Source organism: Citrobacter sp. S-77 (assembly GCF_963864895.1).
GTDB lineage: Bacteria > Pseudomonadota > Gammaproteobacteria > Enterobacterales > Enterobacteriaceae > Citrobacter > Citrobacter murliniae.
In genome coordinates, this window is the sequence record NZ_CAWLWU010000002.1 from 4,730,311 (window position 1) to 4,756,802 (window position 26,492).

The following is a 26,492-nucleotide window of genomic DNA, read 5'->3' on the forward strand; positions in this document are numbered from 1 at the left end:
GTTATTCCAGGGTGAAGGTGATATCTTCGTCTTTCAGTTTTTGATCGCTAAGTTCGTCAAACTCTTCGTCACGCTCGGTCACTGGTTTCTTCCACAGCGACAGCATGACGCCACAGATAACCGTCCCGATGCCCAACGCCAGGCAAAACAGCAGTGGATGTGTGAAGAGTGGGACAACAAACATGCCGCCGTGCGGGACAGGACTTTCTACGCCCCACACCATAATCAGGCCGCCCGCCACCGCGGAGGCCACCACACAGGACCCCACCACGCGCAGCAGGTCGCGCGCCGCAATCGGAATGACCCCTTCGGTGATCATGCAAATCCCCATCGGGAACGCCGCTTTCAGCGCTTCGCGTTCAGCACGGGTGTACTTGTGACGCGTCAGCAGGAAGGAGAGCGTAATGCCGAACGGCGGGATAATCGAACCGACAAACTTCACGGCTTCCGGGCCGTATACGCCACTTACCAGCATGCCATCGGCGAACAGTGACATGGTTTTATTCACCGGGCCGCCAAAGTCGAATGTCGCCATTGCGCCGAGGATTGCGCCCATCAGAAAGCGCGAGCCGCCCTGCATAGACTCCAGCAAATGAATCAGCGCTTCCTGAAGCCAGGCAATTGGCTTGCCAATCAGCGTCATCATCAACAGACCGCCAATCACGGTGCTCAATACCGGCAACACCATAATGGGCATCAACCCCTGCATCGACTGCGGCAACCGGATATAACGCTTAAGCAGCAACACGGTGTAGCCGACAAGAAATCCGCCCAGCATCCCGCCAATAAAACCGGTATGAATTTCACCGCAGACAAAACCGACAATCAGACCCGGCGCGAATCCGGGGCGGTCGGCGATAGAGTAAGCAATTGCCGCACTAATCAGCGGAACAATTAATCCCATCCCCCAACCGCCAATCTGGTTAAGCATCCACGGTATTGTCCCGGTTTTTTCACCAACATTTGTGCCACCGAGTATTTGCCCAAGGGCAATACAAATCCCTGCGGCAACAATTAGCGGGATCATCCACGAAATTCCCGTTAATAAATGTTTTTTTATTTCCTGAGATAGCGGTATTTTATTTTCATTCATGTGAGATCCCTCCAGAATGAGGATCGCTACTGGTTCAAATTAACCAATGATTTTTCGACCTTTTCAAGAAACTGAATTGGCGACTTTATCACTATTTCTGTTTTCACTCGCACAATACGTTTATTTATAAAGCGTTCCTCCCCTTTTATTTTGACATCCACAGCCAGAATGACGACATCAGCGGCAGAAATATCACCTGCCAACAGTTCGTTTTCCGTGCCGATGGTGCCCTGGGTTTCAACTTTGATATTATGGCCAAGCGCTTTTGCGCCTTTTATTAACTTTTCACGGGCGATATAAGTGTGCGCAATACCCGCCGTACAAGCGGCAACACAAACAATATTCATAAGATGCTCCACATTTTATTTAGCAGACATTCGACTCAGCATATTGGCTAAACAACTCAATAATTTTTTGTGGACTGCGCTCGATCAGCAACTGCTCAATAATCTCGTCATCTGCTAACGCCCCGGCAACCTGAGAGAGCAGACGAATATGTGTTGTGTTTTGATCTTCAAGACGAACGGCAAATAAAATAATGCACCGCACGTTGCTGCCATCAAGCGTTTCCCACGGAATATCATGACGAGTACGCCCGATAGCCAGAGTAGTATTGACCACCGCCGAAGATTTACCATGCGGGATAGCAATATGATTTTCAAAACCAGTCGAGCCTTCAGACTCACGCTGCCAGACGTCCTGAATAAACGTATCCCGGCAGCTAATCGCACCATCTTTTTGCAGCAGGTCAGTCAGTTCCTCAATGGCCTCCGTTTTATTTGTAGCCTTCATGTCCAAAATAACGCGATTTGTATTGAGTATTTTCGTTATGTCCATCAATCATACCTCATGGAGTTCAGACATTAATTTTCAACGACCAGCGACGTCGCACGATGTAATTTTTCAGTAATAACCGTTTCAGTAACTCGTTTAATATCAGCATCATTGAAGAACGCGGTAACATACACGACAGGCATCGCAATGGTGGGTAAATTTATTGTTGAAACCACCAGTTCAATATCTTCCGTCAGTACGGAGGGCAAACTTCCTGCCGACACCACACCCACTATGGTCCAGTCCGGAAAGGCGCGTAAAATGCGGCTTTTGAGTAAGTGAGATGTACCGATACCCGTTGAGCAGACCAGTAGCACCCGCTTGCGGGCAATCTGGCGTTCCATTGCGGCCTGAAAATGCACAGTTAAGTACCCGACTTCATCTTCCGATACAGCCCGGTCGCCCCAGCCGCTAAACACCCGATTCACCGCGCACTGTGTTAAACGCCAGACATCCTCCAGCTCTCCTTTGATGTCATCCAACAGCGGGTTACGAATACGAATATGGTAGTTCAGCCGGTTAATCAACGGCTTAATATGAATCAGTAACCCGTCATACAGCGCAACGTCCTGACTGAGGTCGCTGTCGACCATCTCCGCAAATGTCGCTATCAGCCGCCAGGTAATCAACCGCGCCTCATCGCTGGAGTGCATATGGCCAATTACGCTCACATCGTTATGTTCTTCAATCATCACGCCAGAAGAGATAATGTACTGATAAATAAACCAGACTTCGTCTTGCGGCAGCGGGTGCGCAATACGTTTTTCGATATGCTGGATCATGCGGCTGGCAATGGAAAAGATGCTCTCGTCAAATGAGGTAATATTTTCATCTTTTCTCGGTAACGCATTCCCCCGTGTGATGCGGTACATCATGATCAGAATATGAGTAAAAATATTGACGTAATAAGGCTCACCCAACGACCAACACAGATCATTCTCCATTTCCTGCAAAAGCGTTTGTACAAATAAAACGTCTTCTTCACCGAAGTAATGCACTAGCGCTTTATAGCTACCTGAATCAAGGCGAGAATAAACGACGCTACCGGGTTCATTATGGTTAATCACACCGTTAATCAGCGAGGCCATCGCCTGACGCACACCACTCTCGCTGCCTTCAATGTGCGTTCCGCTTTGGCTACGAATCAAAGATAATCCCAGCGGGGTTATCCATGATTCAATGACTTTCAGATCGTTAACAATCGATGCGCTACTGATAAAATAACGTTCAGATAATTTGCTGATAGATGTTTCATGCGGCGTTTCGCTTAATAATTGTGATGCTATCTTTACGCGCCGTGAATTATTCATCATTCCATCAACATCATCGCCCTCGGCACCTAATAACTGATCCAAATATAAAATATCAGTAATATTATCGGCAATCAGCATCACGCCTGCGCCAGTACGTTTATCAATGGATATTTTCCATTCCGATAACCACTGCTCCAGCATCCGCAGATCGCGTTGCACAGTTTTTTCTGAAACAGCTAAGTATTCAGCGATTTTCAGCAGCGTGACATATTCCTTCCGGGGCAGAAGAAATTTTAATAATCTGTTTTGTCGCGAGGTAATCATTTGCATTATTTACCCTTATCACACACCAGATTAAATATCTAACGAAGCACTGACGCTCCACTTGCAATCCGTGATGATAAATATAAAAGGCCTACGATGTTGCAACAATACTAAATCGTGTCCTGTATTCCGGACAGAAATAAGACAAAAAAGGGAAATAGTGAGATATTTACAGCGCAGATCACATTTTTTGCCAGAGTTATAGTGATAACGCTCGCAAAAACCCTCCCTCTTTATCAGAGAGAGGGAGGATAAAAAATTTATAACGTGATGGTTAATTCATTGCTGTCAGGCGTCACAACCACGCCCCATTCGCTGCCCGCAGATGAACCGCCCTTCACGCCACTAATCTGCAGGATATTTCGCAGGCACAGCGTCCAGTTACGCGCTTCGCCGACACCTTGCACAGTAATGGTGTTAGCCGCGCGCGTGGCCTTCAGCGTGAAGATAACCGAGCCGTCAGCCGCCGGGACTTCACAGATGGCTTCCCGGCCCTCCTCCAGTTGGAATAACTGGAATGCCGTCCCTTCGTGCCAGGCATAGTCAGGCTTCTGGCTATTGCAGCCTAGCGCCAGCAGGGTGTTGTCTCGCACATAGACCGGCAGGCTCAGGAAGCCATGCTGTTGCTTATGCCACCGGTTGCCCTGCACGTCGTCATTATGCCACAGGTGTGTCCAGCGTCCTTCCGGCAGGTAAAACTGTACATCCCCTGCCTGCGAGAACACCGGTGCGACCATGATGCTATCGCCCAGCATGTACTGACGGTCGAGATAATCACACGCCGGATCGTCCGGGAACTCCAGCATCATCGCGCGCATCATCGGCGTACCCTGTTCACTGGCGCGGGCCGCTTCACGGTACAGATACGGCATCATGCGGCATTTCTGTTCGGTGAAGTAACGCACCACATCACAGGACTCGTCGTCATATGCCCACGGCACACGGTAGGATTTACTGCCGTGCAGGCGGCTGTGGCTGGAAAGCAGTCCAAACGCGCACCAGCGTTTATAGACGTGCGCGGGCGCTGTATTTTCGAAACCGCCGATATCGTGGCTCCAGAAACCAAAGCCGGAAAGGCCGATAGACAATCCACCGCGCAGGCTTTCCGCCATGGATTCGTAGTTGGCGTAGCAGTCACCCCCCCAGTGCACCGGGAATTGTTGCGCGCCCACGGAGGCGGAACGGGCAAACAGCACCGCTTCTTTCTCACCCACGGTTTCTTTCAGCACGTTCCACACCAGTTCGTTGTAGATGAAAGCGTAGTGATTGTGCATTTTCTGCGGATCGGCACCGTCGAACCACTGTACATCCGTGGGGATCCGTTCGCCAAAATCGGTCTTGAAGCAATCCACACCAATATCCACCAGACCTTTTAGCTTGCTGGCGTACCACTCGCAGGCTGCGGGATTGGTAAAATCATAAATCGCCAGGCCGGGCTGCCATTTATCCCACTGCCACAGAGAACCGTCAGGCCGCTTGAGCAGATAACCTTTCTCTTTCAGCTCATTGAAGAGAGGGGATTTTTGACCAATGTACGGGTTAATCCATACGCAGACCTTCAACCCTTTTTCTTTCAGGCGGCGGATCATCCCTTCCGGGTCCGGGAACGTCACCGGGTCCCATTCGAAATCACACCACTGGAATGCTTTCATCCAGAAACAGTCGAAGTGGAAAACGTGCAGTGGCAGGTTACGCTCCGCCATACCGTCAATAAAGCTGTTTACTGTCGCTTCATCATAGTTGGTCGTGAACGAGGTGGTGAGCCACAGGCCGAATGACCAGGCTGGAGGCAGCGCCGGACGGCCAGTAAAGCGGGTATATCGCTCCAGTACCGCTTTAGGCGTTGGCCCGTCGATCACAAAGTATTCCAGATACTCACTCTCCACGCTGAACTGCACTTTTGAGACTTTCTCGGAGCCGATTTCAAACGATACGCACTGCGGATGGTTCACCAGTACGCCGTAGCCACGGTTGGTGATATAAAACGGGATGTTCTTATAAGACTGCTCAGTGCTGGTACCGCCATCGCGGTTCCAGGTATCTACAGTCTGACCATTACGCACCAGCGCGGTAAAGCGCTCGCCCAACCCGTAGACCGTTTCACCGACGCCCAGATCCAGACGCTCAAACATATAGTTGCGCCCGCTGTTGGTATCCTGCACATAGCCATTATTTTTCAACTGGCTGCCGGTAATACGCACGCCGTTACGTAAAAAATCGAGTGACCAGAACTCCCCTTTGGTAACGCGCACGCTCAAATTACCGCTCTTCAGTTCGGCAAATTCGGCATTGTTCTGCATTACTACCGGCACATCCTGCTGCACATGCAACGGATAATGCGGACCTTTATCCAGCGCGCCCTGGAAGTGCTCCATACGCACGCCTACAACCCCTTCCTGCGGCGAGAAGAAGCGCAGGGTAAACAGTGGAGTATCGAGTTGCCAGGTGCGCTCACGTACATCGCGCGGCGCAACGTAGACCACCATCTCACTTCCCTGCTGCTCAACGTCGAATACCTGAATCGGGTTTATCAAATTTAGCCCAGGCTGAATCAGCCAGTTTCCATCGCTAATTTTCATCGTCTGTTCCTTTAGTTCTGAAATTCTTTGGTCGTAAAGTCCTGCTGATTGCGACGTGCCCCCTGAGCCAACTGGCTCATAATTTCAGTCAGATACGGGGTTTTCAGGGTATAGAAGCGTTTGGCAATGACGGCACTCAACAGGTAGCAGATCGCTGGGGCGATGGTGAACAACGCAATAATGATGCTGATGGTGGCGCTGTTCTGGGTTTTCGCTGCGGCATCGTAGCCACCGCCAGCCAGCATCCAGCCAATAAGCGCCCCACCGAGTGCGAGGCCCAGCTTGAGCACAAACAACGTCCCTGCGAAGCTGATACCCGTCAGGCGCTTACCGTTGCACCACTCGCCGTAGTCAACGGTGTCAGACATCATTACCCACTGGATAGGCGTCACCAACTGGTGCAACACACCAATCGCAAAGATAAAGATGAACATGGTGATAGTGGCGTGCATCGGCACAAAGAACATCGCCAGGCTGATAACCGCCAACAGGGCGTTGGTCCACCAGAAGACGCTCACTTTGCATTTCCAGTCGGTAAGTGGTTTTGCCAGCGCAGAGCCGATCAGATTTCCGACACAATAGGTGGTGAGGAAGGCGACAAACACCTCCGGCGTGCCCAGGATCCAGGTGACGTAATACATCATTGCCCCGCCACGTACGCAGACAGCCAGGATATTGAGAATGGTGAGCAATCCGACGATGCGCCATTGATCGTTCTTCCAGATATCGCGCAGATCTTCCCGCATTGAGTTATTACCCGGAGGTGCTGCAACACGTTCTTTGGTAGTAAAGAAGCAAAAGGTCAGCATCAGGAATGCAATGACCGAGAGCACAGCAATCCCGCCCTGGAAACCCAATGCTTTGTTTTCGCCGCCAATCAGGTTTACCAACGGCATCATCAGCACCGTGGAGAGCATGCCGCCCGCCGTCGCCAGCACAAAGCGCCAGGACTGCAGTGAGATACGTTGAGTCGGGTCTTTGGTAATAACGCCGCCCAGCGCGCAGTAAGGGATGTTAACCACGGTGTAGAGCAGGGTCAGCAGCGTATAGGTGACGGCGGCGTAAATCATTTTGCCATTCAGACTGAAGTCCGGCGTGGTGTATGCCAGCACGCAAACGAGGCCAAACGGAATCGCGCCAAACAGGATCCACGGGCGGAACTTACCCCAGCGCGATTGGGTACGGTCGGCAATCAGTCCCATGCACGGGTCTGAGATAGCATCCAGTGCGCGCGCCAGCAAAAACATAGTGCCGACAAAACCGGCGGGGATACCGAAGATATCAGTGTAAAAAAACATCATATACAACATAACGTTATCAAAAATAATATGACTGGCGGCATCACCCATTCCATAGCCAATCTTCTCTGTGACGGACAATATCTCGCTCTTCATTGTTTTATCCTTTAACACCGTAAGGTAGCTGAAACCGGTTACAGACGTTGTAAACCATCCTTGTGAGCGCGAACATTCCGATATTTTGTAATCAATTTACGATTCTTGCTTTCTGTGATCGGAGTAGCGTCGAAAAAATATGTCTAAATGTAAGTATTGGATTTTGTAGAGGTTTATTTGAAAACGGTCATGGTAAAGAGAAAGGGAAGTTAAAAAAGTGAGTGGGGGGGTGTGGAAACTCCTGGAAGTAGCTATAATGCGCCCCGCCTCCATGTAGCAATCGAGGCGCGGAAGATCGTCATCTCCGGTGAGGTGGCTGGACTTCAAATCCAGTTGGGGCCGCCAGCGGTCCCGGGCAGGTTCGACTCCTGTGATCTTCCGCCAAAATGCCTCAAGTAAGCACGTCTTTAATCACATCTCTTTTAAGCTGTCTTTATCCCGTATTGAACTCTGGCCAACCTGTAAGTCTTACTTACAAGTTCCACAGGAAGGGAATTGTCAGGTAATCCGTAATATTCGCGCCAGCCAGCCGGAATACAGTCAGTTTGCCGGGCAACAATGACGCTTAAAAGAAGCCGAAGGCGAGTAGGATATTGCCGGTTTACTACAGTGGAAAAAAGAGCCGAAAAAGTAGCTCAGAATGCCCCCACATCCCACAAGCAGAATCATTTGAGGGGGATTATGGGGGTTACTCATTTATCCAATACAAAACATCAATATTAAATCAAAAGACCAGAGGTATTTCATCCACGCTGTGCACAATCATTAATTACGTCATTTTGTGCCATTGTTTATCTGTAAGAAGTGAAGTACAACAGATTGCAGAGTGATATAAATTTATAATATTCCGTTTTCAACTGGCTATGCACCATCCTCAACGAATTCCACCATGTCCGTAGTCTTCCATTCCTGATACAAAATGCGCCTACCACCCCTTCAGTTGTGATGATCGGCTAAAAAACAACGTTTCTTTAACAGTTGATAATTTCTCTTTCAACTGCTTATCACTGACTGTGTCAATGCTAATTCCATTTACCTAACACATATTTATCTAATAATTCACTCTCCAGTACTGAATTTAAAAACTTTCTGGTAAGAATTTTATACTCTTAAGATGCCCTTTACTGATATCTATGTACTCTCCTTTTTTTAACTCACTAATGATTAATGAAATCATGCTTTTAGACAGCTTTGTATGCTTATGCAGATAATACAACGCACTCAATCTCTCTTTTACTTCCGGGCATTCAGAATTCAGAATATTGAGATAGTGACAGATAATCTTGTACGCATTACTGGACGATAGCAGCACCTCACGCGCCAACAACCTTCGGATAATATAGCTCAGGATAACAGAGACGTCGTACCACAAGTCATTCTCAGAGATGAGCTGACCCACTTTCTCGGCAGAAAGATAGAACCCTGATGTTTCCGTCTCCGTAAAAAAACGCCCGGCGTATTCATTCGGATAGTAATAATCTACAAAGCCTAAGACCATGGGCGCTCTGACGGAAGACAACCAATAATCATCAGATAACTCATAACGCACCTGTCCCTTTACAAGATAAAAGAATAAAGGTTCGCCATCTGGTGATGTTCTTATTAATTCATTGCCTTCTGCAAGATGGAATGAATAACCATATTGAATAATCATATCGCCAAGTCGTTTAATTGACTCACGAGGGATTTCTAACATAAAGCACGTTACTCCGGTTATTAGCTAATTAAAATAAACAAAGTTAAGGCGCCGACAGCCTCACTGCGACAAATCGGCTGTAAAGTGTTTCAGTTTTGCCATTTCCAGTGTGGTAGTAATACTATGTCGTCTGTCTGCGTGCTGATATACTAATACCCGCAACAATAGTCCCTCCATACTCCTGTTCTTACCACTACCAGGCATCACTGACTGCTGCGGTATCTAATCTGCAACAAATTCTATCTGCTTTGTCTGGCTACTGTTACCGACCGTAGCCGTTACCTGCACTGGTTCCGCAACGGTATCAGCGATATATACAGTGAATGTTCCTCCATTATTAGTTGTGAACTGCTCCTCACTTGCCGCTGCTGTCGATGCGAATCCGTCGCCTCCCATTGCAAATGTCACTGTACTCTTATCTGCGCTCATGGTGACCACGGCTCCGCCTACCGGGTTACTGTTGGCATCTACCACGGTGACTATCGCTCCTACCGTAGTCTTACCAGCCACACCACTGCTATTACTGATCTCCATCTCTACCCTGGCCGTAGCGATATCACCCACAAATCTCGACGGACTGGTCTGGCTGGAACCACCCAGCGTGGCGGTGATTTGAACCGTTTGCGCCACCGTGTCGGTGAAGGTCACACTCACATGTCCATTCGCATCCGTGGTACCTTGCGTGCCAAAATTTACCGTACCTTTGTCTGCACTCCAGGTCACCACAGCCCCGGAGACCGGGTGATTGTTTGCATCCAGCACCGTGGCTGTTGCGACATTCGCGGTTGAACCATTCGCCGCGCTGCCGTCAGTATCGATGGTCAGTGTGCTAACGACTGCCGATGTGATGTCTCCGTTAAATCTTGACGGACTGGTCTGGCTGGAACCGCCCAGCGTGGCGGTAATCTGTGCCGTTTCCGCCACCGTGTCGGTGAAGGTCACACTCACATGCCCGTTCGCATCCGTGGTGCCTTGCGTGCCGAAATTTACCGTGCCTTTGTCTGCACTCCAGGTGACCGTCACCCCAGCCACCGGATTGTTGTGTGTATCCAGCACAGTCGCCGTAGCACTATTGGCCGCAACTCCGTTCGCCACACTGCCGTTCTTATCGATGGTCAACGAACTCACCGTCGCGGTCGTCGGATCTCCTACAAACACTACTGTTGCATTCATACGGCTGCCATTCTCCAGAACAGCTCCAACGGGAGAACTCCGGGACATCGTATCAGTGATTCTGACTGTCAGCTTTCCATCAATTCCGGTATATCCGGAGGCCTGACTGAAATGCATCGTTCCATCGAATGCAGGAGTCCAGCTCACATTTATTCCTGAGACTGGGTTGTTGTGCGCATCCAGCACTGTGGCCGTTGCAACATTGGCGGTTACACCATCCGCCACGCTGCCGTTCGGATCGATGACCAACGAACTGACCACCGCCGTTGCCGCATCCGCTATAAAGAGCGACGGTTCGGTCTGGCTGCTGCCGCCCAGCGTGGCGGTAATCTGTGCCGTTTCCGCCACCGTGTCGGTGAAAGTTACACTCACATGCCCGTTCGCATCCGTCGTGCCTTGCGTGCCGAACCTTACCGTGCCTTTGTCTGCGCTCCAGGCCACCGCGGCTCCGGCGACCGGGTTATTGTTCGCGTCCAGCACTGTGGCTGTCGCCGTGTTCGCCGTCGAACCATTCGCCACACTATTGTTAGTATTGATGGTCAGCGTACTGACCACCGCCGTTGCCGCATCTGCCACAAATTTCGACGGTTCGGTCTGGCTGCTGCCGCCCAGTGTGGCGGTAATCTGTGCTGTTTCCGCCACCGTGTCGGTGAAAGTGGCGCTCGCCACACCACTCTGATTAGTGCTGGTAAATTTCGAGGAGAATTCCACCGTATTACTACTCGCACTGAGAGCAACTCTTAATCCACCAACCGGATTACCATTCGCATCCACTACCGTCACAGCAACACCATTTTTCGAAGCGCCATTAGCTGGACTATTATCGGGATCAATAACAATAGAGCCGATCCTGGCGGTACTTGCATCTGCAACAAATGTGCTGCCCTGCACCTTACTACTGCCGTTTTCCAGAGTAGCCGTGATCTCTACATGCTCTGCTACAGTGTCCGTATAGGTCAGGCTCGTCTTACCACTACTATCGGTCACTCCTGAAGAGACACTGAGTTTCGCCGTGCTCTTATCTACCGTCCACGTCACAATCGCCCCGGCAATTGGGTTATTGAGAGCATCGACGACCATTGCCGTTACACCATTAGTAGCAATGCCATCTGCAATACTACCGCTATGATCGGGTAGCAAAGTGAGTGTTGCCGTCGCCGCATCCCCCACAAATTTCGACGGTTCAGTCTGACTGCTGCCGCCCAGCGTGGCGGTAATCTGTGCTGTTTCCGCGACGGTGTCGGTGAAGGTCACGCTCACATGCCCGTTCGCATCCGTGGTACCTTGCGTGCCAAAATTTACCGTGCCTTTGTCTGCGCTCCAGACCACCGCGGCTCCGGCGACCGGATTATTGTTCGCGTCCAGCACCGTGGCTGTCGCCGTATTCGCCGCCGAACCGTTCGCCACGCTGCCGTCCTGGTTGATAACCAGCGTACTGACCACTGCCGTTGTCGCATCCGCCACAAATTTCGATGGTTCAGTCTGACTGCTGCCGCCCAGTGTGGCGGTAATCTGTGCCGTTTCCGCCACCGTGTCGGTGAAGGTCACACTCACATGACCATTTGCATCCGTGGTGTCCTGCGTGCCGAAATTTACCGTGCCTTTGTCTGCGCTCCAGACCACCGCAGCTCCGGCGACCGGGTTATTGTTCGCGTCCAGCACCGTGGCTGTCGCCGTGTTCGCCGCCGAACCGTTCGCCACGCTGCCGTCCTGGTTGATGACCAGCGTACTGACCACCGCCGTTGCCGCATCCGCCACAAATTTCGACGGTTCAGTCTGACTGCTGCTGCCCAGTGTGGCGGTAATCTGTGCCGTTTCCGCCACCGTGTCGGTGAAGGTCACACTCACATGACCATTTGCATCCGTGGTGTCCTGCGTGCCGAACCTTACTGTGCCTTTGTCTGCGCTCCAGACCACCGCAGCTCCGGCGACCGGGTTATTGTTCGCGTCCAGCACCGTGGCTGTCGCCGTGTTCGCCGCCGAACCGTTCGCCACGCTGCCGTCCTGATTGATGACCAGCGTACTGACCACCGCTGTATCCGTATCGGCAACAAAGGTGGTGGTTTTTGTTTGCGTCGCACCACTGACACTTACCGTCACTGTTACGTTCACCGTTTCGGCTTTCGCATCCGTCAGCGTCATCACCGCCTGGCCCGAAGTATCCGTCGTGGATGTTGGCCCCGCCAGGGAGGCTGTTCCATCCACCGTCCAGTTCACTACAACATTCGCCTGCGGGGTATTTGCGGCATCTACGACAATAACCGTGGCGGTACTGACGGTACGCCCGTCGGCTTTTATCTGTTGCGCGACATCAAAACGGCTGATCTTCAAAGCGGTCAGATCAACAGAGAAATGACTGGGCTGCGACTGGCTGCTACCGTTCGCCAGTACCGCAGTGATGTTGGTACTTTCAGCCACAGTATCTGTAAATTGCACACTGACTTTGCCGTCTGCCCCGGTATTGCTCGAGCCGGAACTGAATTTCACCGTTCCTTTATCCGCCTGCCATGCCACAGCAATCCCCGGTACCGGATGCCCCTGCGCGTCTAGTACTGTCACCGTCGCCGTATTGGTTGTCTTACCATCTGCCGGGCTGCTGTCCTGGTCCACCGTCAGGCTACTGATAAACGCCGTCGCCACATCCGCTGTAAACGTTGTATTTACACTACGGGACACATTATTCGCCGTCGCGGTCACGACAGTCGTGCCCATAGAAAGATTCGTCAGCGTGGTCGACGCCAGCCCTTTGGCATCCGTTACTACCGAGGTATTTTCCAGCACCGCACCGTTCCCGGCACTGAATGCCACTGTGATCCCCGCTACCGCATTGCCCCGCGCATCGGTCACGCTGGCCTGTACCACGTTAGTCGCTTTCCCATCTGCCGCGGCATTGTCTTTCGTTATTTTTAGATCGCTGAGGGTGGCTGCCTCATCTGGCAAAAACGTGACGCTGACATCTGCCGCATTGCCGTTCTCCAGCGTCGCGGTGATTTTCGCTTCTCCGGCAACCACACTGGTGATCTCCGTGGTCGCCATTCCCTGTGCATCCGTCGTCGCACTTGCCGCCAACAGAGTTCCGGCACTGGTTGCAAATTTGACCGCCAACCCAGGTACCGGCTGGTTTGTCTGCGTATCAATTACCGTCAGACGTACCGTGTTTCGGGTATTACCGTCCGCCAGTGCGTTATCGTTTACCACCACAAATGACGAGATGTCGTTTCGCGCTTTGTGAACCATTACCACCGTTTCCGCGCTGTTTGATTTGTTATGGCGAGAGTCATACGCCACTGCGCTAATACGATAGGTATTCACACTGGCCTGCTCCGCTTTCCAGGCCGGCAGTGTGATAAGCAGTGATTCACGGGATTGTTGTGTAACGCTGCCTCCCGCATTGACAATACTGCTGTAGTCCCAGTCCACACTCTCTGTACCGTATTTTGCCCGCACGTCCGCGGTTAGCGACACGGTACTGTTCGCATCCGCAGATACTGTCGCTGGCAGCGACAAGGTAATAAGATCCTGTTTTTTATACTGCATAACGATGGTGTTATTACGTTCAACCATATCGTAACGACTGCCTGCCAGCGTCCGGGCCAACCCGACCATATCCGGATCGGTCTGATCGGCCATTGATACGCCCAGACGATAGTTGAAGTTCAAAAACACTCGTGAATCATTCGTATTGCTGCCGCTACGATGCTCCGCTCCTAACGTAACCAGCGGGATCGGCGTGTAGTTCAACCCAACCGTCACCGCCGAAGGTGAGTCCGCCAGATCCGTGTGGTCATCAAGAGCGACATTCTTGCCAAAATATTTCTCATACGTTGCGTTCATGCCAACATTTGGATATGAAGGCAACCAGCCGGCCAGACGCACGTCATATCCGTTGGCTGGCCGCTCATCGTAATCTTCCATATCTTCAACGCCAGACTGGTGCCAGTCGGTAATGCGCTGGTAAAGGTTGGCGGACAGTTTGAGGTAATCCGTCCAGGCTTCAGTGCCAATACCGTAGCGACTGTTTTCTCCGGTGATGTCGTAGTCATAGAAACTGTTCACGCCAAGCATCCAGTTACCCGTGAAGCCGCGCACTCCAAGGCCGATATTGGAGGTCGTGCGTTTATCATCCGTATCCCGGCGGATCCCGCCCTGGGTAAAAATCAGGTAATCAGCGGTATCAAGCATCGGGAATAACAGATCGAGATCGCCACCGCCCGGAAAGGATAAATTTACCCGCGCATGCCCGTACTGATTCAGCCAGGTTTCCATACGCTGGTTGGCAATCCCGGCGGCAATTCCGGCGGCGGCACTACGTCCCTGAGCTGCAGGATCATCACTGCCCAAAACCTGCCACAGGCGCGTAGCTGCGGTCTTACCTGAATCAATCATCTGCAACTCAGGATCGGCGACAGAGGAGGTTTTCCCCGCTTCTGGTTCTGAAGCTAAGGCAGGCAATTCCGCAGATTTAGTCGGCTGTGAGGAGAAAAAACCGGATGATTCCTGAGACGTCTTTTTGACATTTAGCTCAACAGAAGAGGAAGACCATATTTTATCTTTCTCTTCCGGAGGGGAGTCGGGGACAGCAGAGAGAAGCGCTGAGTTACGCATGGTGGTCATGGACTGACTGAATTGCTGTTCTGACGGTGAAGCGGCCACAGCCACAGAAACCCATGAGAATGAAAGCAGGACAGGCATGACAATTTGCAGAAATATATTCAGTAACGCAATTGTCTGAATTAAACGTGCGCTAAAGCGCCTGTCCGGCCTGGCATGCATGTTATTAGATACTCGGTAGATTTAGCATTAATAATTCGCCCTATAATATTTTATTTTTAAGGCAAGAAAAATTACTGTGTTAGTCCAAAAATGGAATATTCTATTTATGCAATGGAAAACAGGTATCTATTATTATATTTACAGGGAATCGATAATAAAAATCATTTACTAAAATAAGGCCGCCATTATCTAAAACGGTTCATAGTTTATGCTGTTCACCTGCATTTTTATTAATTATTGCCTTCCTGATGCTCCTTAGGAGGTAATCGCTTCGTTTGTTCTGGCAAAACTTTGAGCGATATCCTCACCTTGCAAAGATGATCGAGTAAGCCAAATCTGGCAATGTAATAAGATGTAACATTGGTTTGCTATAACTATGGGCAATAAAATCCTATTCAGCAAGCATCTTTATAAAATTTTTCTGACTTTTTAATTCACACATAACTCATTGGAAAAAGACACTATTAGCCTGGACTTCACTCAGCGAGGGCGAAGTTTCAATAAAAAAGAAAGAAAGAAACGGTGCCGAGGTGATCACCTTATATTGGTAATTGACATTTTATGCATTTTAATCATCTTTGCCGCGTTGAACAGCGCGAGAAAAACACGCCATGCCAGCCCTTCACTACTGTCAGTACATTTCTGGAGGAGTAAAAGAACAGTTCTGACTAAAAACCGCCCCTCCGGCTCTCTGGCAAACCAGCTCCCTTATCGATAAGGGATCGATAAAAAAGTATTGCCCGAGTGGTTATTTTTCCATTCGAAACAAGAAAAAACCATCTTTTTTAAGTTGTTACCTCAGCAAAATCCAGCAGACAGTGTTCGTTTGGTGTGCCTACGGTGAGAACGATCAAGTGCATTAAGTACATTAACCACTTCCTGGCAAAAAACATCACCCATCTTTCGTGATCCGTTTAGTAATCCGAACACGACGTCCATTTTTGGTAAATTGCAACATTTCATTTACAAGCAAGATATATAAAACAAACCAGGAGAAACAAATAAGGAGTATTTATTATAATAACAGCACCACTTTTAATTTGCAGAATAATAATAACAAGAGTAACTAATTCGGTATATTTTTACCAACCAGGAGATGATAATCAATGTGACACCAGTAATATATCACTTCACAGAAACTTATTTCACGGCATTTATTAACGGTTAAAAATAAATACAAAAATCATATCAATCAAGAACTTATAATAATACCGCAAAAAATAAAAAACCCTCATTTAAATCACCAAAATTCCAATAATGGATTAAATAACAAAACAAATTGAACTCAAAATATAGAAATGATTATTCTATTTGCGAGATTTCGTGAGACTGCACAAGCACCAGAAGAAGTATGTCGTATATCTGTGCACGCGGAATTTTAAATAACTACGGTGACTACATGATGTTTATCTGAAGAGATAGATAGGGGATTTTACTATCCGTCCTCTCTGCCCTCTGAATTATATCTCGAATATATAGTGTTGCCGAGAGCATTCTTTTTTGCATAACAGGAGTTTTAGATTGAAAAGTTGTGGCAAGTTCCATAAAACACGAATCGCCCTCGCGTGCTCTTTAGCTGTAGCATTTCAAGCTTCGGCAACAGACATTTCGAATGGCGTATGGGATACCTTCATTTACGATGGTACTTCAGGCGTAACTTATCAGGGATATGCGGACTGGAACGGCGCAGATGCCAATATTTACCCTGTCATCAATAACTCCGTCGTAAACGGTGTTATTTCGACAAATTACCTTGATGCAGATACAGCCAATCCAAATTCACTCTCCATCAGCAATACGACTGTACATGGAATGGTGACGTCTGCTTGCATGACTTCAGGTTGCACTGACGTCGAGCAGAACTATAACGATCCGCTGACATTGACCGTTAATAATTCAACTATTGATGACAGCTTTGAGCATTTTGATTATTACAACACCGATGGTACCTCTGCGGGTTCTTTACCAATCTATAATCTGGGTACAGCAATTACGCTTGATCAAGAAAGCAATATTGCCATTGAAAACAACTCTCACGTTGCTGGTATTACATTAGGCCAGGAAATTCAGGATTACGCCGACAGCGGTAGCACTGACAGCTTTGTAGACAATATTGTTGTCAATGATTCTTCCGTTACCTCTGGAGCCTGGACTGAGCTGGATACGTCAGGTTTCTACGGTCAGTCAGAAAAACCTTCTGATTACACCGGCGCACTGACAATGCAGGCTGATTTCGATGTAAATGGCGATGGTGTCATTAATAGCAATGATCAAACCATCAACATGAATGATGTTGCGATTGCGGCTATCGATAATCCGGATTCAACTGAATCCATGAAAACCAATGCAACATTTAACAATTCAACCTTAACGGGCGATGTGTTGTTCGTCAGTCGTTTCAATAACGGTTTTGCACCTGCAGGTGTTGATACCAATGCAGACGGCGTGATCGATTCTAACCTGGGTTATGCTGATGACAGCCTGAACCAGGACGAAATGAACCTGACGCTTGATAATGGAAGCAAGTGGGTCGGTGCGGCAATCTCTGACGTTGATGCAACAGCAACACTGTACGATATTGCAGCAAACAGCCTGATTCCTTCCTCAACTTATAACGCCGACACGGGATATGTTGATGGTGCAGCCGTCTTCCAGAGTGGGATCTTTAACGTAACGCTGGATCATGGTTCTGAGTGGGATACCCGTAAAGCTTCCGATGTAGATACCTTAACCGTATCTAATGGCTCGCAGGTGAACGTAGAAAGTTCTGCGCTGCTGGCCGATACCATCAACCTGAATAGCTCTTCATCCATGAACATCGGTGATGATGGCCAGGTAGATACTAATGCCATGAATATTGATGGTAATAGTACGGTGAATCTGACAGAGGAAACGGCAAATTTATATGCTAATACCATTACTGTCAGCAATGGCGCAGCACTAAATATTGGCACGGGTGAAGTCGACACGCATAACCTTGTCCTGACCTCAGGTGGTCAGCTTGATGTGGGTAGCCGCGAATATGTCCTGAACAGTGACATGAACACGGGTTATACCAATGGTAATACCGATAACGCATCTGACTATGGTGTAGTCGATGTGAATTCCGATGGTCATCTGGCAGTCAATGGCGATGTCGCAGGTAACTATAAAGTTAGCGTGAATAATGCCACCGGCAAAGGCTCTGTTGCTGATTATAAAGGTCATGAACTGATTCGCGTTTATGATGATAACACCGATACGCAGGCTTCCTTTACCGCAGCAAACAAAGCCGATCTGGGCGCTTATCAGTATGAAGCTCAGCAGAGCGGTGATTCTGTTGTACTGAAACAGGATGGCTTAACCGATTATGCCAATATTGCGCTGAGCATCCCATCTGCTAACACCAATATCTGGAATCTGGAACAAGATGCACTGGCAAATCGTTTGGATAATGGCCGTGTTAATCAAAACAGTCAGGATACTGGCGGTGCATGGGCGACTTACATCGGCGGTCACTTCCAGGGAGATACAGATACACTAAGCTATGATCAAGATACCAGCGGCATCATGGTTGGTTTTGATAAAGCGATTGAAGGTAATGGTGCGAACTGGATTGTCGGTGCCGCTGCCAGCTTCATGAAAGGTGATATCGATGATCAAACCGGCCATGTCGATCAGGATAGCCAGTCTGCTCGTGTTTATACCTCTACGCGCTTTAACAACAATGTCTTCGTTAATAGCACATTGAGCTACAGCCACTTTGATAATGACCTGTCTGCGAGCATGAGCAATGGTAATTCAGTAAGCGGCAACGGTATCTCTTCTGACGCCTGGGGTCTGAATCTGAAAGCTGGTTATGACTGGAAATACAATCAGAATGGCTACGTTACTCCATACGCAAGCATTTCTGGTCTGTTCCAGGATGGTGACGGATACCAGCTCAGCAACAATATGAATGTTGATAGCCAGTCTTATGACAGCATGCGTTATGAAGCAGGCGTCAATACCGGCTATACCTTTAGCTTCGGCGAACAGTCATTCGTTCCGTATGCAAAAATCGCATATGTGTATGATGATTCAGATAATAACAGCGCAGATGTTAATGGCGATGATATTGATAATGGTGTGGGTGGTTCAGCAGTACGCGCCGGGTTGGGTGGTCAATTCAACTTTACTAAAAACTTTAGTGCATATGCCGGCGGTGATTATCTTGGCGGAGCTGATGTCGATCAAGACTGGTCAGCAAATGCTGGTGTGAAATATACCTGGTAATAAGTTAATGCAAAGGCCTGCTACTGCAGGCCTTTAATTATTAGGGGAGCGCTATTCCAATTGCATTAGTAAGATATTAAAAATCTCTTCAAGTATATTTTTGCACATCCCAATAATGCACCAAAATGCCTCCCATCATTAACTTCCGCCAAAAAATCAAGATATTAAAATCAATTCCAGACCATTAAATATCATCATATCAATTAACATCATGGATATTTATTATGAACAAGCAGTGGATGTGCTATTTTGTTGCTCTTATTATTCTCAGTGGTTGTGTTGATGCAACGCATCCAACAAACGATGTGACTAAAAATAAAGCTTCAACGGATGACTCACTTTTCTCAGACAGCGAGTGTATTAATAACTTCAACGTACTACGAAAAGTTGATCCTGATAAGTTTATGCTTTATCAAAAGCAGTTCACTGAAATCAATAAAAGCTATGATTTTTATGATAAAAACTCAACCATTCTGGATAAAGACCATAAAGAATTGATCGCTATGGAGGCCAATTCAAAGCTGCATTTAATCTGCGCTCGAGTTAAAAATGCCGCCTATGCCGGTATCGAAAAAAAAATGTACGCAATCAGCCAATTGTGATTTGAGTATCGACTACCAGCAAGTTCACTGAGTGTGTAATAAATGGCATTTACAGCTTCATTCTTCGCCGGATAACGCTTATACGTGTCCGGCCAACAAAGAACATAATGTCCAATCAACTTTCCAATACCACCCTTAATATTTCCAGTAGCCTGACATCTTTCATCGCAACCAACAGCATCTGTTATTTTTCGACACAATTATCGCCGTCAACTTACGCGACACACGTCACTGAATTTGTCGATGTGCCATTGCTATTCTTTCCCCCGAATCAGGAAACATCCTGAATACCTCGATATTCATTGCGTAATAATTGAGCGAAACGGGCACTTTATTTTGTCCAGAAGACTTCAACCTACCAATGGATATTTGGAGAAAACGTGGGCAGGGGCGTTTATCTCTCTGGCGAGCAATGTCTGAGCGTTCGGACGTTATCGCATTTCAGCAAACGGTGTGTTTCCGGTGTATTTATGGCGTACTTATGAGGGATATTTAATGTTTACGTTTAAAAAGTGCCTGATTGCACTTTCTATAAATTTGGCTGTTGTTTCATCAGGCTTTGCTTGTACGACCCTGCTGGTCGGCAATGAAGCGTCGGCGGACGGATCCATGTTGGTAGCCCGCAGTGCAGACAGCGATGCCCTGAAAGCACAGCATTTTGTCATTCATCCGGCAAAACAGAATCAGACCGGTGTGTACAGCACCAAAGCGCATAATGGCGCGAATGATTTTACCTGGCCGCTGCCAAAAAATTCCCTGCGTTACACCACCGTTCCAAACTGGAAAACGCAACTGCATGGCGCAACCGGTTTTAACGAACTGGGCGTCGGCGTGAGCGGTACAGAATCTATTTTTGCTTCGCCAAAAGCGCTGGCCGTCGACCCATATGTTGAAGACAAAGGCATCACCGAAGACGATATTCCGGATATCCTGCTGTCACAGAGCAAAACAGCCCGTGAAGCGGTGGCGTTGCTTGGACATATCGTTGAAACCGCCGGAGCTGGCGAAGGCTTTGGCGTTGCCGTGGTGGACGATAACGAAATCTGGTATCTGGAAACCGGTAGCGGCCACCAGTGGATGGCACAGCGTTTACCGAATAATCAATATTTTGCCACTGGTAATCAGGGACGCTTACAGGATTACGATCCTAAGAACCCTAATATGATGGCGTCAAAAAACCTGGTTGAGTTCGCGACCGAAAAAGGTCTTTACGATCAGGCAAAAGATGGCAAATTCAACTTTTCCAAAGTCTATACTCGTGACGATGAGCGTGACCGCACATATAACGATCCCCGCGTCTGGACTATTCAGAAAGAGTTCAATCCTTCCGTAAAACAGGATATGGCCGCAGGTCGTGAATTCCCGGTATTCATGACGCCAGAGAAGAAAATGACGCTGGACGATGTGAAATCTGTGTTGCGTAACCACTATGAAGGCACCAAACATGACCCTTACACCAACGGCCTGAACGGTAAAGAGCCGTGGCGTCCGGTCAGTGTCTTCCGTACCTACGAAGCGCACGTTATGCAGGTACGTCCGTGGTTGCCAAAAGAGATTGGTGAAACAACCTATATTGGTCTGGGTATGGCCGATCTTACCGCCTTTGTTCCCTACTATAGCGGCCTGAAAACGTATCCGGCCAACTATACGATAGGTACGAACAACGCTGACGATCAATCCATTTACTGGAAGTATCGCAAATTACAGACGCTGACCATGACGGACTATCCGAAGCTCGCCCCTATCGTCAAAAAAGCCTACAAAGCGTGGGAAGACAAAGTGGCGAAGGAGCAAAAAGAGGTTGAGGCAGAATATCTGAAGATGGCAAAAACCGATAAACCCGCCGCCGATAAGATGCTGAATGACTTCAACCTGCGCATCATGGCCGATGCCGAGAAGCTGACCGAAGACCTGACTAATCAGTTGTTCACCATCCGCACCAAAGACATTCAGTCTGATATTTACTTTGCTAACGCCAGCAAAAAAGACTGAGTGACCGCAGAGTAGAAAGCCAGGTTAAAGACCTGATGATTCTGGTGCAGAGCAAAAACGTTAGCTCTGCGCCAGCATTTCACACCGCGCCTTCACGGCATCGTGCAATAACCGTACCGCCGTTGAAAGCTGTTTACGGTGTGGGCAAATCATATTTAACGGAACTTTTTCCCCCAGATACCCCGGCATCAGCAACTGCAAACGACCGTCACGCACATCTTCGCTCACATCCAGCCACGACTTATACGCAATCCCCTCACCGGCAATCGCCAGACGCCTTATCACTTCGGCATCATCGCTCATAATGGTGCTGTTGACCTGCACGCTACTGACTTCACCATTACGCGTAAACGTCCAGCGATCATGAAGCCGCCCGCGTAATACAAAGGTCATGGCGTTCAGCTGCGCTAAATCGCCAGGGTGTTGCGGCTCACCGTATTGCGCAATCCAGTCCGGAGAAGCCACCAGCACGCGGCGATTACCTGGCGCGACGGGCAACGCGATATAAGACGCGTCTTCGGTATTACCATACCGAAACGCGACATCGACGGGATCTTTAAATACATCGGTCACCTGGTCGGAGAAAAAGACCCGCAGGCGCAGCGCAGGATAGCGACGACGAAACGATTGAAAGACCGGCAACAACAGATTCCGTCCGAGATCGGACGGCACCGCAATTTGCAGCATGCCTGAAATCTCATCTTCCGGCGTCTGGATTTTTTGCAATCCGGCGTGCATTACATCCAGCATCTGACGGGCATAGGGCAACCAGATCTCACCTTCCGGTGTGAGCCGCAGGCTACGTGTGGAGCGAGCGAACAGGCGAATCGTCAGCGTAGACTCCAGACGCTTGATAGCTGAACTGACCTGGGCGGGCTGGACGCCGACTTCGCGCGCCGCATCACTAAAACTGTTCAGCGCCGCGGCGCGGACAAACAACGTGAGATCTTCAAGCCGGAACATTTTCACTCCTCGAGTATAAGTCCTGTCGCCGTGAGGCTATTTTTCCCGTTCTGATGCCGGTTTACCATCGAATTATTCAACAGATATACCCTAAATAATTCGAGTTGCATGAAGGCGGCAAGGGAGTGAATCTCCTGGAACATAGCGAACTATGTGACTGGAGTGAGCGAGCGTAGCCAACGCACATGCAGCTTGAAGTATGACGGGTATAAATAGATTCCTGTAACCGGAGAGACTATGAAAGCTATCGCCATTACCCACGCCGCAACCAACGGCAGCAATATTGAATTTTTACAAGAAATTGACCTGCCGGTTCCGATCGCTACCGGACATGACCTTTTAGTTGAAGTGAAAGCTATTTCCGTCAACCCCGTCGATACCAAAGTACGCGAAGGTTTCAATGCCGACGTGCCGCGCGTGCTGGGCTGGGATGCGGTTGGCGTGGTGAAATCCGTGGGCGATGCGGTGACGCTGTTCGCGCCTGGCGACGAAGTCTGGTACGCCGGTGCGCTGGGTCGTGCTGGCAGTAACAGTGAATTTCAGCTGGTTGATGAACGCATTGTTGCGCTGAAGCCACAATCACTGGATAACGCTTCAGCGGCAGCCCTGCCGCTGACCGCCATCACTGCGTGGGAAATGCTGTTCGACCGCCTGGGCGTTGAGGAAAATGGCAATGAGAATGATGTTTTATTGATTGTCGGCGCTGCAGGCGGCGTTGGTTCTATCCTGACCCAACTAGCCAGTAAGCTGACCAAAATGACCGTTATCGGTACGGCATCGCGTCCGGAAAGCCAGAAATGGGTACGTGAAGCGGGCGCTCATCATGTGATTGATCACAGTAAACCGCTGACAGAAGAACTGGCACGAACAGGCATTAAACAGGTGACCCATGTCGCCAGCCTGAACAATACCGAGCAGCACTATCAGCAGATTATTGCCGCGCTGGCGCCACAGGGAAAACTGGCGCTAATTGACGATCCGCAATCCCTTGATGCGCGTCCGCTGAAAACTAAAAGCATTTCTCTGCACTGGGAATTTATGTTTACACGCTCGATGTTTGAAACACGCGACATCATTGCCCAGCATCAGCTACTGACCCGCGTGGCGCAACTGATTGACAGCAAGGTTATCCATACCACGCTGGGCGAACATTTTGGTGCCATCACCGCGGCTAATTTGCAAAAAGCCCATGCCCAAATTGAAACCGGTCGTTCAGTGGGCAAGATTGTTCTGGAGGGATTTTAAATGCCTGACTCTACGGTGATTTCAATCATAGCGGTGCTAAAAGCCAAACCAGGGAAAATCAACGCACTGAAACAAGCGCTGCAAGCCCTTTTGCTACCCACTCGCCGGGAGCCGGGCAATATTGAGTACGCGCTGTTTCAGTTACGCGATACGCCGGATGTATTTTACGTGCGTGAATCCTGGCGCGGCCAGGCAGGTCTGGACGAACATATCGCCTTACCGCATTTCCAGACGTTTATTCTGCAAATGAACGACCTGCTGGCCGAGCCGCTGCGTCTGGATTATCTGACACCGATAGACGCTTAACATTATCCCAGAGCTCCCTGCCTGGCGGGGGGAGCTAAAGACAGTGCATGAGGTATTCCTGCTGTCAGAGTCATCTCTGCTATGATGTCTGCACACAAATAAGACAATACATTATGCAGAGGGAAAGATGAGTTCCACCAGAAGAGGGATGATGAACGTCCTGATAGCCGCCGTATTATGGGGAAGTTCAGGCGTTTGCGCGCAGTACATCATGGAGCAAAGTCAGATGTCGTCGCAGTTTCTGACCATGACACGTCTGATTTTCGCCGGGCTCATTCTGCTGATGCTCTCTTTTGTGCACGGTGACAAAGTCTTCTCCGTTATCAAAAACCGCAAAGACGCCATCAGCCTGCTGATTTTTTCTGTGGTCGGGGCGCTCACCGTACAACTGACCTTTCTGCTTACCATTGAAAAATCCAATGCCGCCACCGCAACGGTACTGCAATTTTTGTCACCGACAATTATCGTGGCGTGGTTTTCGGTGGTACGCAAAGCGCGACCGGGAATATTAGTGCTGACGGCGATCTTCACCTCGCTAATCGGCACATTCCTGCTGGTCACCCACGGCAACCCGACGTCGTTATCCATCTCGCCTGCCGCGCTGTTCTGGGGGATCGCTTCGGCATTTGCTGCCGCGTTCTATACGACATATCCCTCTGTGCTTATCGCGCGTTACGGTACGCTACCGATTGTCGGCTGGAGCATGTTGATAGGCGGCCTGATCCTGCTCCCATTCTATGCCGGGCAGGGAACGAACTTTGTGGTCAATGGCAGTTTGATTCTGGCATTTTTCTATCTGGTGGTGATCGGTACATCACTGACGTTTAGCCTGTACCTGAAAGGTGCGCAGATGATTGGTGGGCCGAAAGCGAGCATTTTGAGCTGTGCAGAGCCACTGAGCAGTGCCTTACTGTCCCTGCTCCTGTTAGGCATTACGTTCACTTTACCGGACTGGCTCGGTACGCTGCTGATCCTCTCTTCAGTGGTGCTGATTTCAATGGATTCCCGCCGCCGCGCCAGAACGGCATAACGCCAACCGGCGCGGTGACGGGCGAATATTACCAGCCCGGTACCGCGCCGCCGTTAAAGATTTTCTCGGCTGCTTTCGCCACTTCCGGTGACTGATAAGATTGCAGGAACTCTTTTACGTTCTCTGCATCTTTGTTGTCTTCTCGCGCCACCAGAATATTCACGTACGGTGAGTTTTTGTCTTCAATAAATACGCTGTCATGTACCGGGGAAAGCCCGGTTTGCTGAATGTAGGTGGTACTGATAATTGCCACATCCACTTTCTGATCGTCCAGTACACGCGGCAATTGCGCGCCTTCCAGCTCCATAATATTCAGATGGTGTGGGTTATCAGTAATATCCAGCGCCGTCGGCAACAGACCAGTGCCCTCTTTCAAGGTAATCAGTTTTTCTTTTTGCAACAGCAATAGCGCACGTCCGAGATTAGTTGGATCGTTAGGAATCGCAATTGTCGCGCCGTCTTTCAGCTCGGCAACGGTTTTGATTTTTTTCGAATAACCCGCCATCGGGAAGACAAAGGTATTGCCCACCGCCACCAGCTTAAAGTTATGCGCTTTATTATCCTGCTCCAGGAAAGGACGATGCTGGAAGACATTGGCATCCAGTTCACCATGATTGGTTGCATCGTTGGGTAGTAACGAACCGCTGAACCCTACCAGCTCAACATCCAAACCGTACTTCTCTTTGGCCACTTTCTTCGCAACCTCCGCCACATCCTGCTCTGCGCCGTTAATCACGCCGACTTTGATATGTTTCGCATCACTGCTTTGCTGATCGCAACCTGCCAGTAATATTCCCGCCAGCAATAATGCCGCCCCGGCCCCGAAATGAGGTATGTTCAGTTTCACGTTTTTATCCTTTTGAAATAACCGCCTGATGAGTAATGAATTGACTATAGCGGGAAGGCTGCTGCGGTTTAAAAAACGAAAAAGTATCAGCAAGAAGAAAAAAGCATAACGAAGGAATATACAAAAAAATGCCC

General features: G+C 49.2%; 16 protein-coding genes and 1 tRNA gene. 7 read left to right on the forward strand and 10 right to left on the reverse strand.

Translation table 11 applies throughout. The features are described from left to right. Position 1: 1 nt before the first annotated feature. From AACS05_RS23150 to AACS05_RS23175, 6 genes are all read right to left on the reverse strand, one after another. Positions 2-1,093 (reverse strand): PTS fructose transporter subunit IIC, encoded by a 1,092-nt coding sequence (locus tag AACS05_RS23150; protein ID WP_045448853.1) that lies wholly within the window; start codon positions 1,091-1,093, stop codon positions 2-4. A gap of 26 nt (positions 1,094-1,119) precedes the next feature. Beyond that, a complete protein-coding gene (locus tag AACS05_RS23155) occupies positions 1,120-1,440 on the reverse strand; it encodes a PTS fructose transporter subunit IIB (protein WP_045448856.1) in 321 nt (106 codons plus the stop codon). Between the two features lie 19 nt (positions 1,441-1,459). Next, the gene (locus AACS05_RS23160; RefSeq protein ID WP_045448857.1) at positions 1,460-1,930 is read right to left on the reverse strand and encodes a PTS sugar transporter subunit IIA; all 471 of its coding nucleotides are present in this window, start codon (positions 1,928-1,930) and stop codon (positions 1,460-1,462) included. Positions 1,931-1,956: 26 nt separating this feature from the next. Further along, positions 1,957-3,510 (reverse strand): BglG family transcription antiterminator, encoded by a 1,554-nt coding sequence (locus tag AACS05_RS23165; RefSeq protein ID WP_045448858.1) that lies wholly within the window; start codon positions 3,508-3,510, stop codon positions 1,957-1,959. Between the two features lie 254 nt (positions 3,511-3,764). Beyond that, the gene (yicI, locus tag AACS05_RS23170) at positions 3,765-6,083 is read right to left on the reverse strand and encodes an alpha-xylosidase (RefSeq protein WP_045448859.1); all 2,319 of its coding nucleotides are present in this window, start codon (positions 6,081-6,083) and stop codon (positions 3,765-3,767) included. An 11-nt stretch (positions 6,084-6,094) separates the two neighbouring features. Continuing rightward, complete coding sequence (locus AACS05_RS23175) at positions 6,095-7,477, reverse strand: glycoside-pentoside-hexuronide family transporter (RefSeq protein ID WP_045448861.1); 1,383 nt, start codon at positions 7,475-7,477, stop codon at positions 6,095-6,097. Positions 7,478-7,766: 289 nt separating this feature from the next. Between AACS05_RS23175 and AACS05_RS23180 the strand changes: the two genes are divergently transcribed. Continuing rightward, positions 7,767-7,861: transfer RNA gene (locus AACS05_RS23180), tRNA-Sec, on the forward strand. Positions 7,862-8,555: 694 nt separating this feature from the next. Here AACS05_RS23180 and AACS05_RS23185 read toward each other — a convergent pair. Both AACS05_RS23185 and AACS05_RS23190 read right to left on the reverse strand, forming a co-directional pair. Then, a complete protein-coding gene (locus AACS05_RS23185) occupies positions 8,556-9,173 on the reverse strand; it encodes a helix-turn-helix domain-containing protein (RefSeq protein WP_045448863.1) in 618 nt (205 codons plus the stop codon). Positions 9,174-9,395: 222 nt separating this feature from the next. Continuing rightward, the gene (locus AACS05_RS23190) at positions 9,396-15,119 is read right to left on the reverse strand and encodes an Ig-like domain-containing protein (protein ID WP_081918227.1); all 5,724 of its coding nucleotides are present in this window, start codon (positions 15,117-15,119) and stop codon (positions 9,396-9,398) included. Positions 15,120-16,640: 1,521 nt separating this feature from the next. Here AACS05_RS23190 and AACS05_RS23195 point away from each other — a divergent pair. From AACS05_RS23195 to AACS05_RS23205, 3 genes are all read left to right on the forward strand, one after another. Further along, positions 16,641-19,373: an autotransporter outer membrane beta-barrel domain-containing protein gene (locus AACS05_RS23195; protein ID WP_045448865.1), complete on the forward strand. Its 2,733-nt coding sequence runs from the start codon at positions 16,641-16,643 to the stop codon at positions 19,371-19,373. A 224-nt stretch (positions 19,374-19,597) separates the two neighbouring features. Next, the gene (locus tag AACS05_RS23200) at positions 19,598-19,975 is read left to right on the forward strand and encodes a hypothetical protein (RefSeq protein ID WP_052369297.1); all 378 of its coding nucleotides are present in this window, start codon (positions 19,598-19,600) and stop codon (positions 19,973-19,975) included. A gap of 495 nt (positions 19,976-20,470) precedes the next feature. Then, on the forward strand, positions 20,471-21,967 hold the full coding sequence (locus AACS05_RS23205) for a C69 family dipeptidase (protein WP_045448866.1): 1,497 nt from the start codon (positions 20,471-20,473) through the stop codon (positions 21,965-21,967). Between the two features lie 60 nt (positions 21,968-22,027). Here AACS05_RS23205 and AACS05_RS23210 read toward each other — a convergent pair whose 3' ends face one another. Continuing rightward, the gene (locus AACS05_RS23210) at positions 22,028-22,930 is read right to left on the reverse strand and encodes a LysR family transcriptional regulator (RefSeq protein WP_045448868.1); all 903 of its coding nucleotides are present in this window, start codon (positions 22,928-22,930) and stop codon (positions 22,028-22,030) included. A gap of 237 nt (positions 22,931-23,167) precedes the next feature. Between AACS05_RS23210 and AACS05_RS23215 the strand changes: the two genes are divergently transcribed. From AACS05_RS23215 to AACS05_RS23225, 3 genes are all read left to right on the forward strand, one after another. Then, on the forward strand, positions 23,168-24,175 hold the full coding sequence (locus AACS05_RS23215; protein ID WP_045448870.1) for a zinc-binding alcohol dehydrogenase family protein: 1,008 nt from the start codon (positions 23,168-23,170) through the stop codon (positions 24,173-24,175). After that, positions 24,176-24,481: a putative quinol monooxygenase gene (locus tag AACS05_RS23220; RefSeq protein ID WP_045448872.1), complete on the forward strand. Its 306-nt coding sequence runs from the start codon at positions 24,176-24,178 to the stop codon at positions 24,479-24,481. It abuts the gene before it with no gap. 127 nt (positions 24,482-24,608) lie between these two features. Further along, complete coding sequence (locus AACS05_RS23225) at positions 24,609-25,511, forward strand: carboxylate/amino acid/amine transporter (RefSeq protein WP_045448874.1); 903 nt, start codon at positions 24,609-24,611, stop codon at positions 25,509-25,511. A 28-nt stretch (positions 25,512-25,539) separates the two neighbouring features. Here AACS05_RS23225 and nlpA read toward each other — a convergent pair whose 3' ends face one another. Further along, positions 25,540-26,358: a lipoprotein NlpA gene (gene nlpA / locus AACS05_RS23230; protein ID WP_045448875.1), complete on the reverse strand. Its 819-nt coding sequence runs from the start codon at positions 26,356-26,358 to the stop codon at positions 25,540-25,542. Positions 26,359-26,492: the final 134 nt, after the last annotated feature.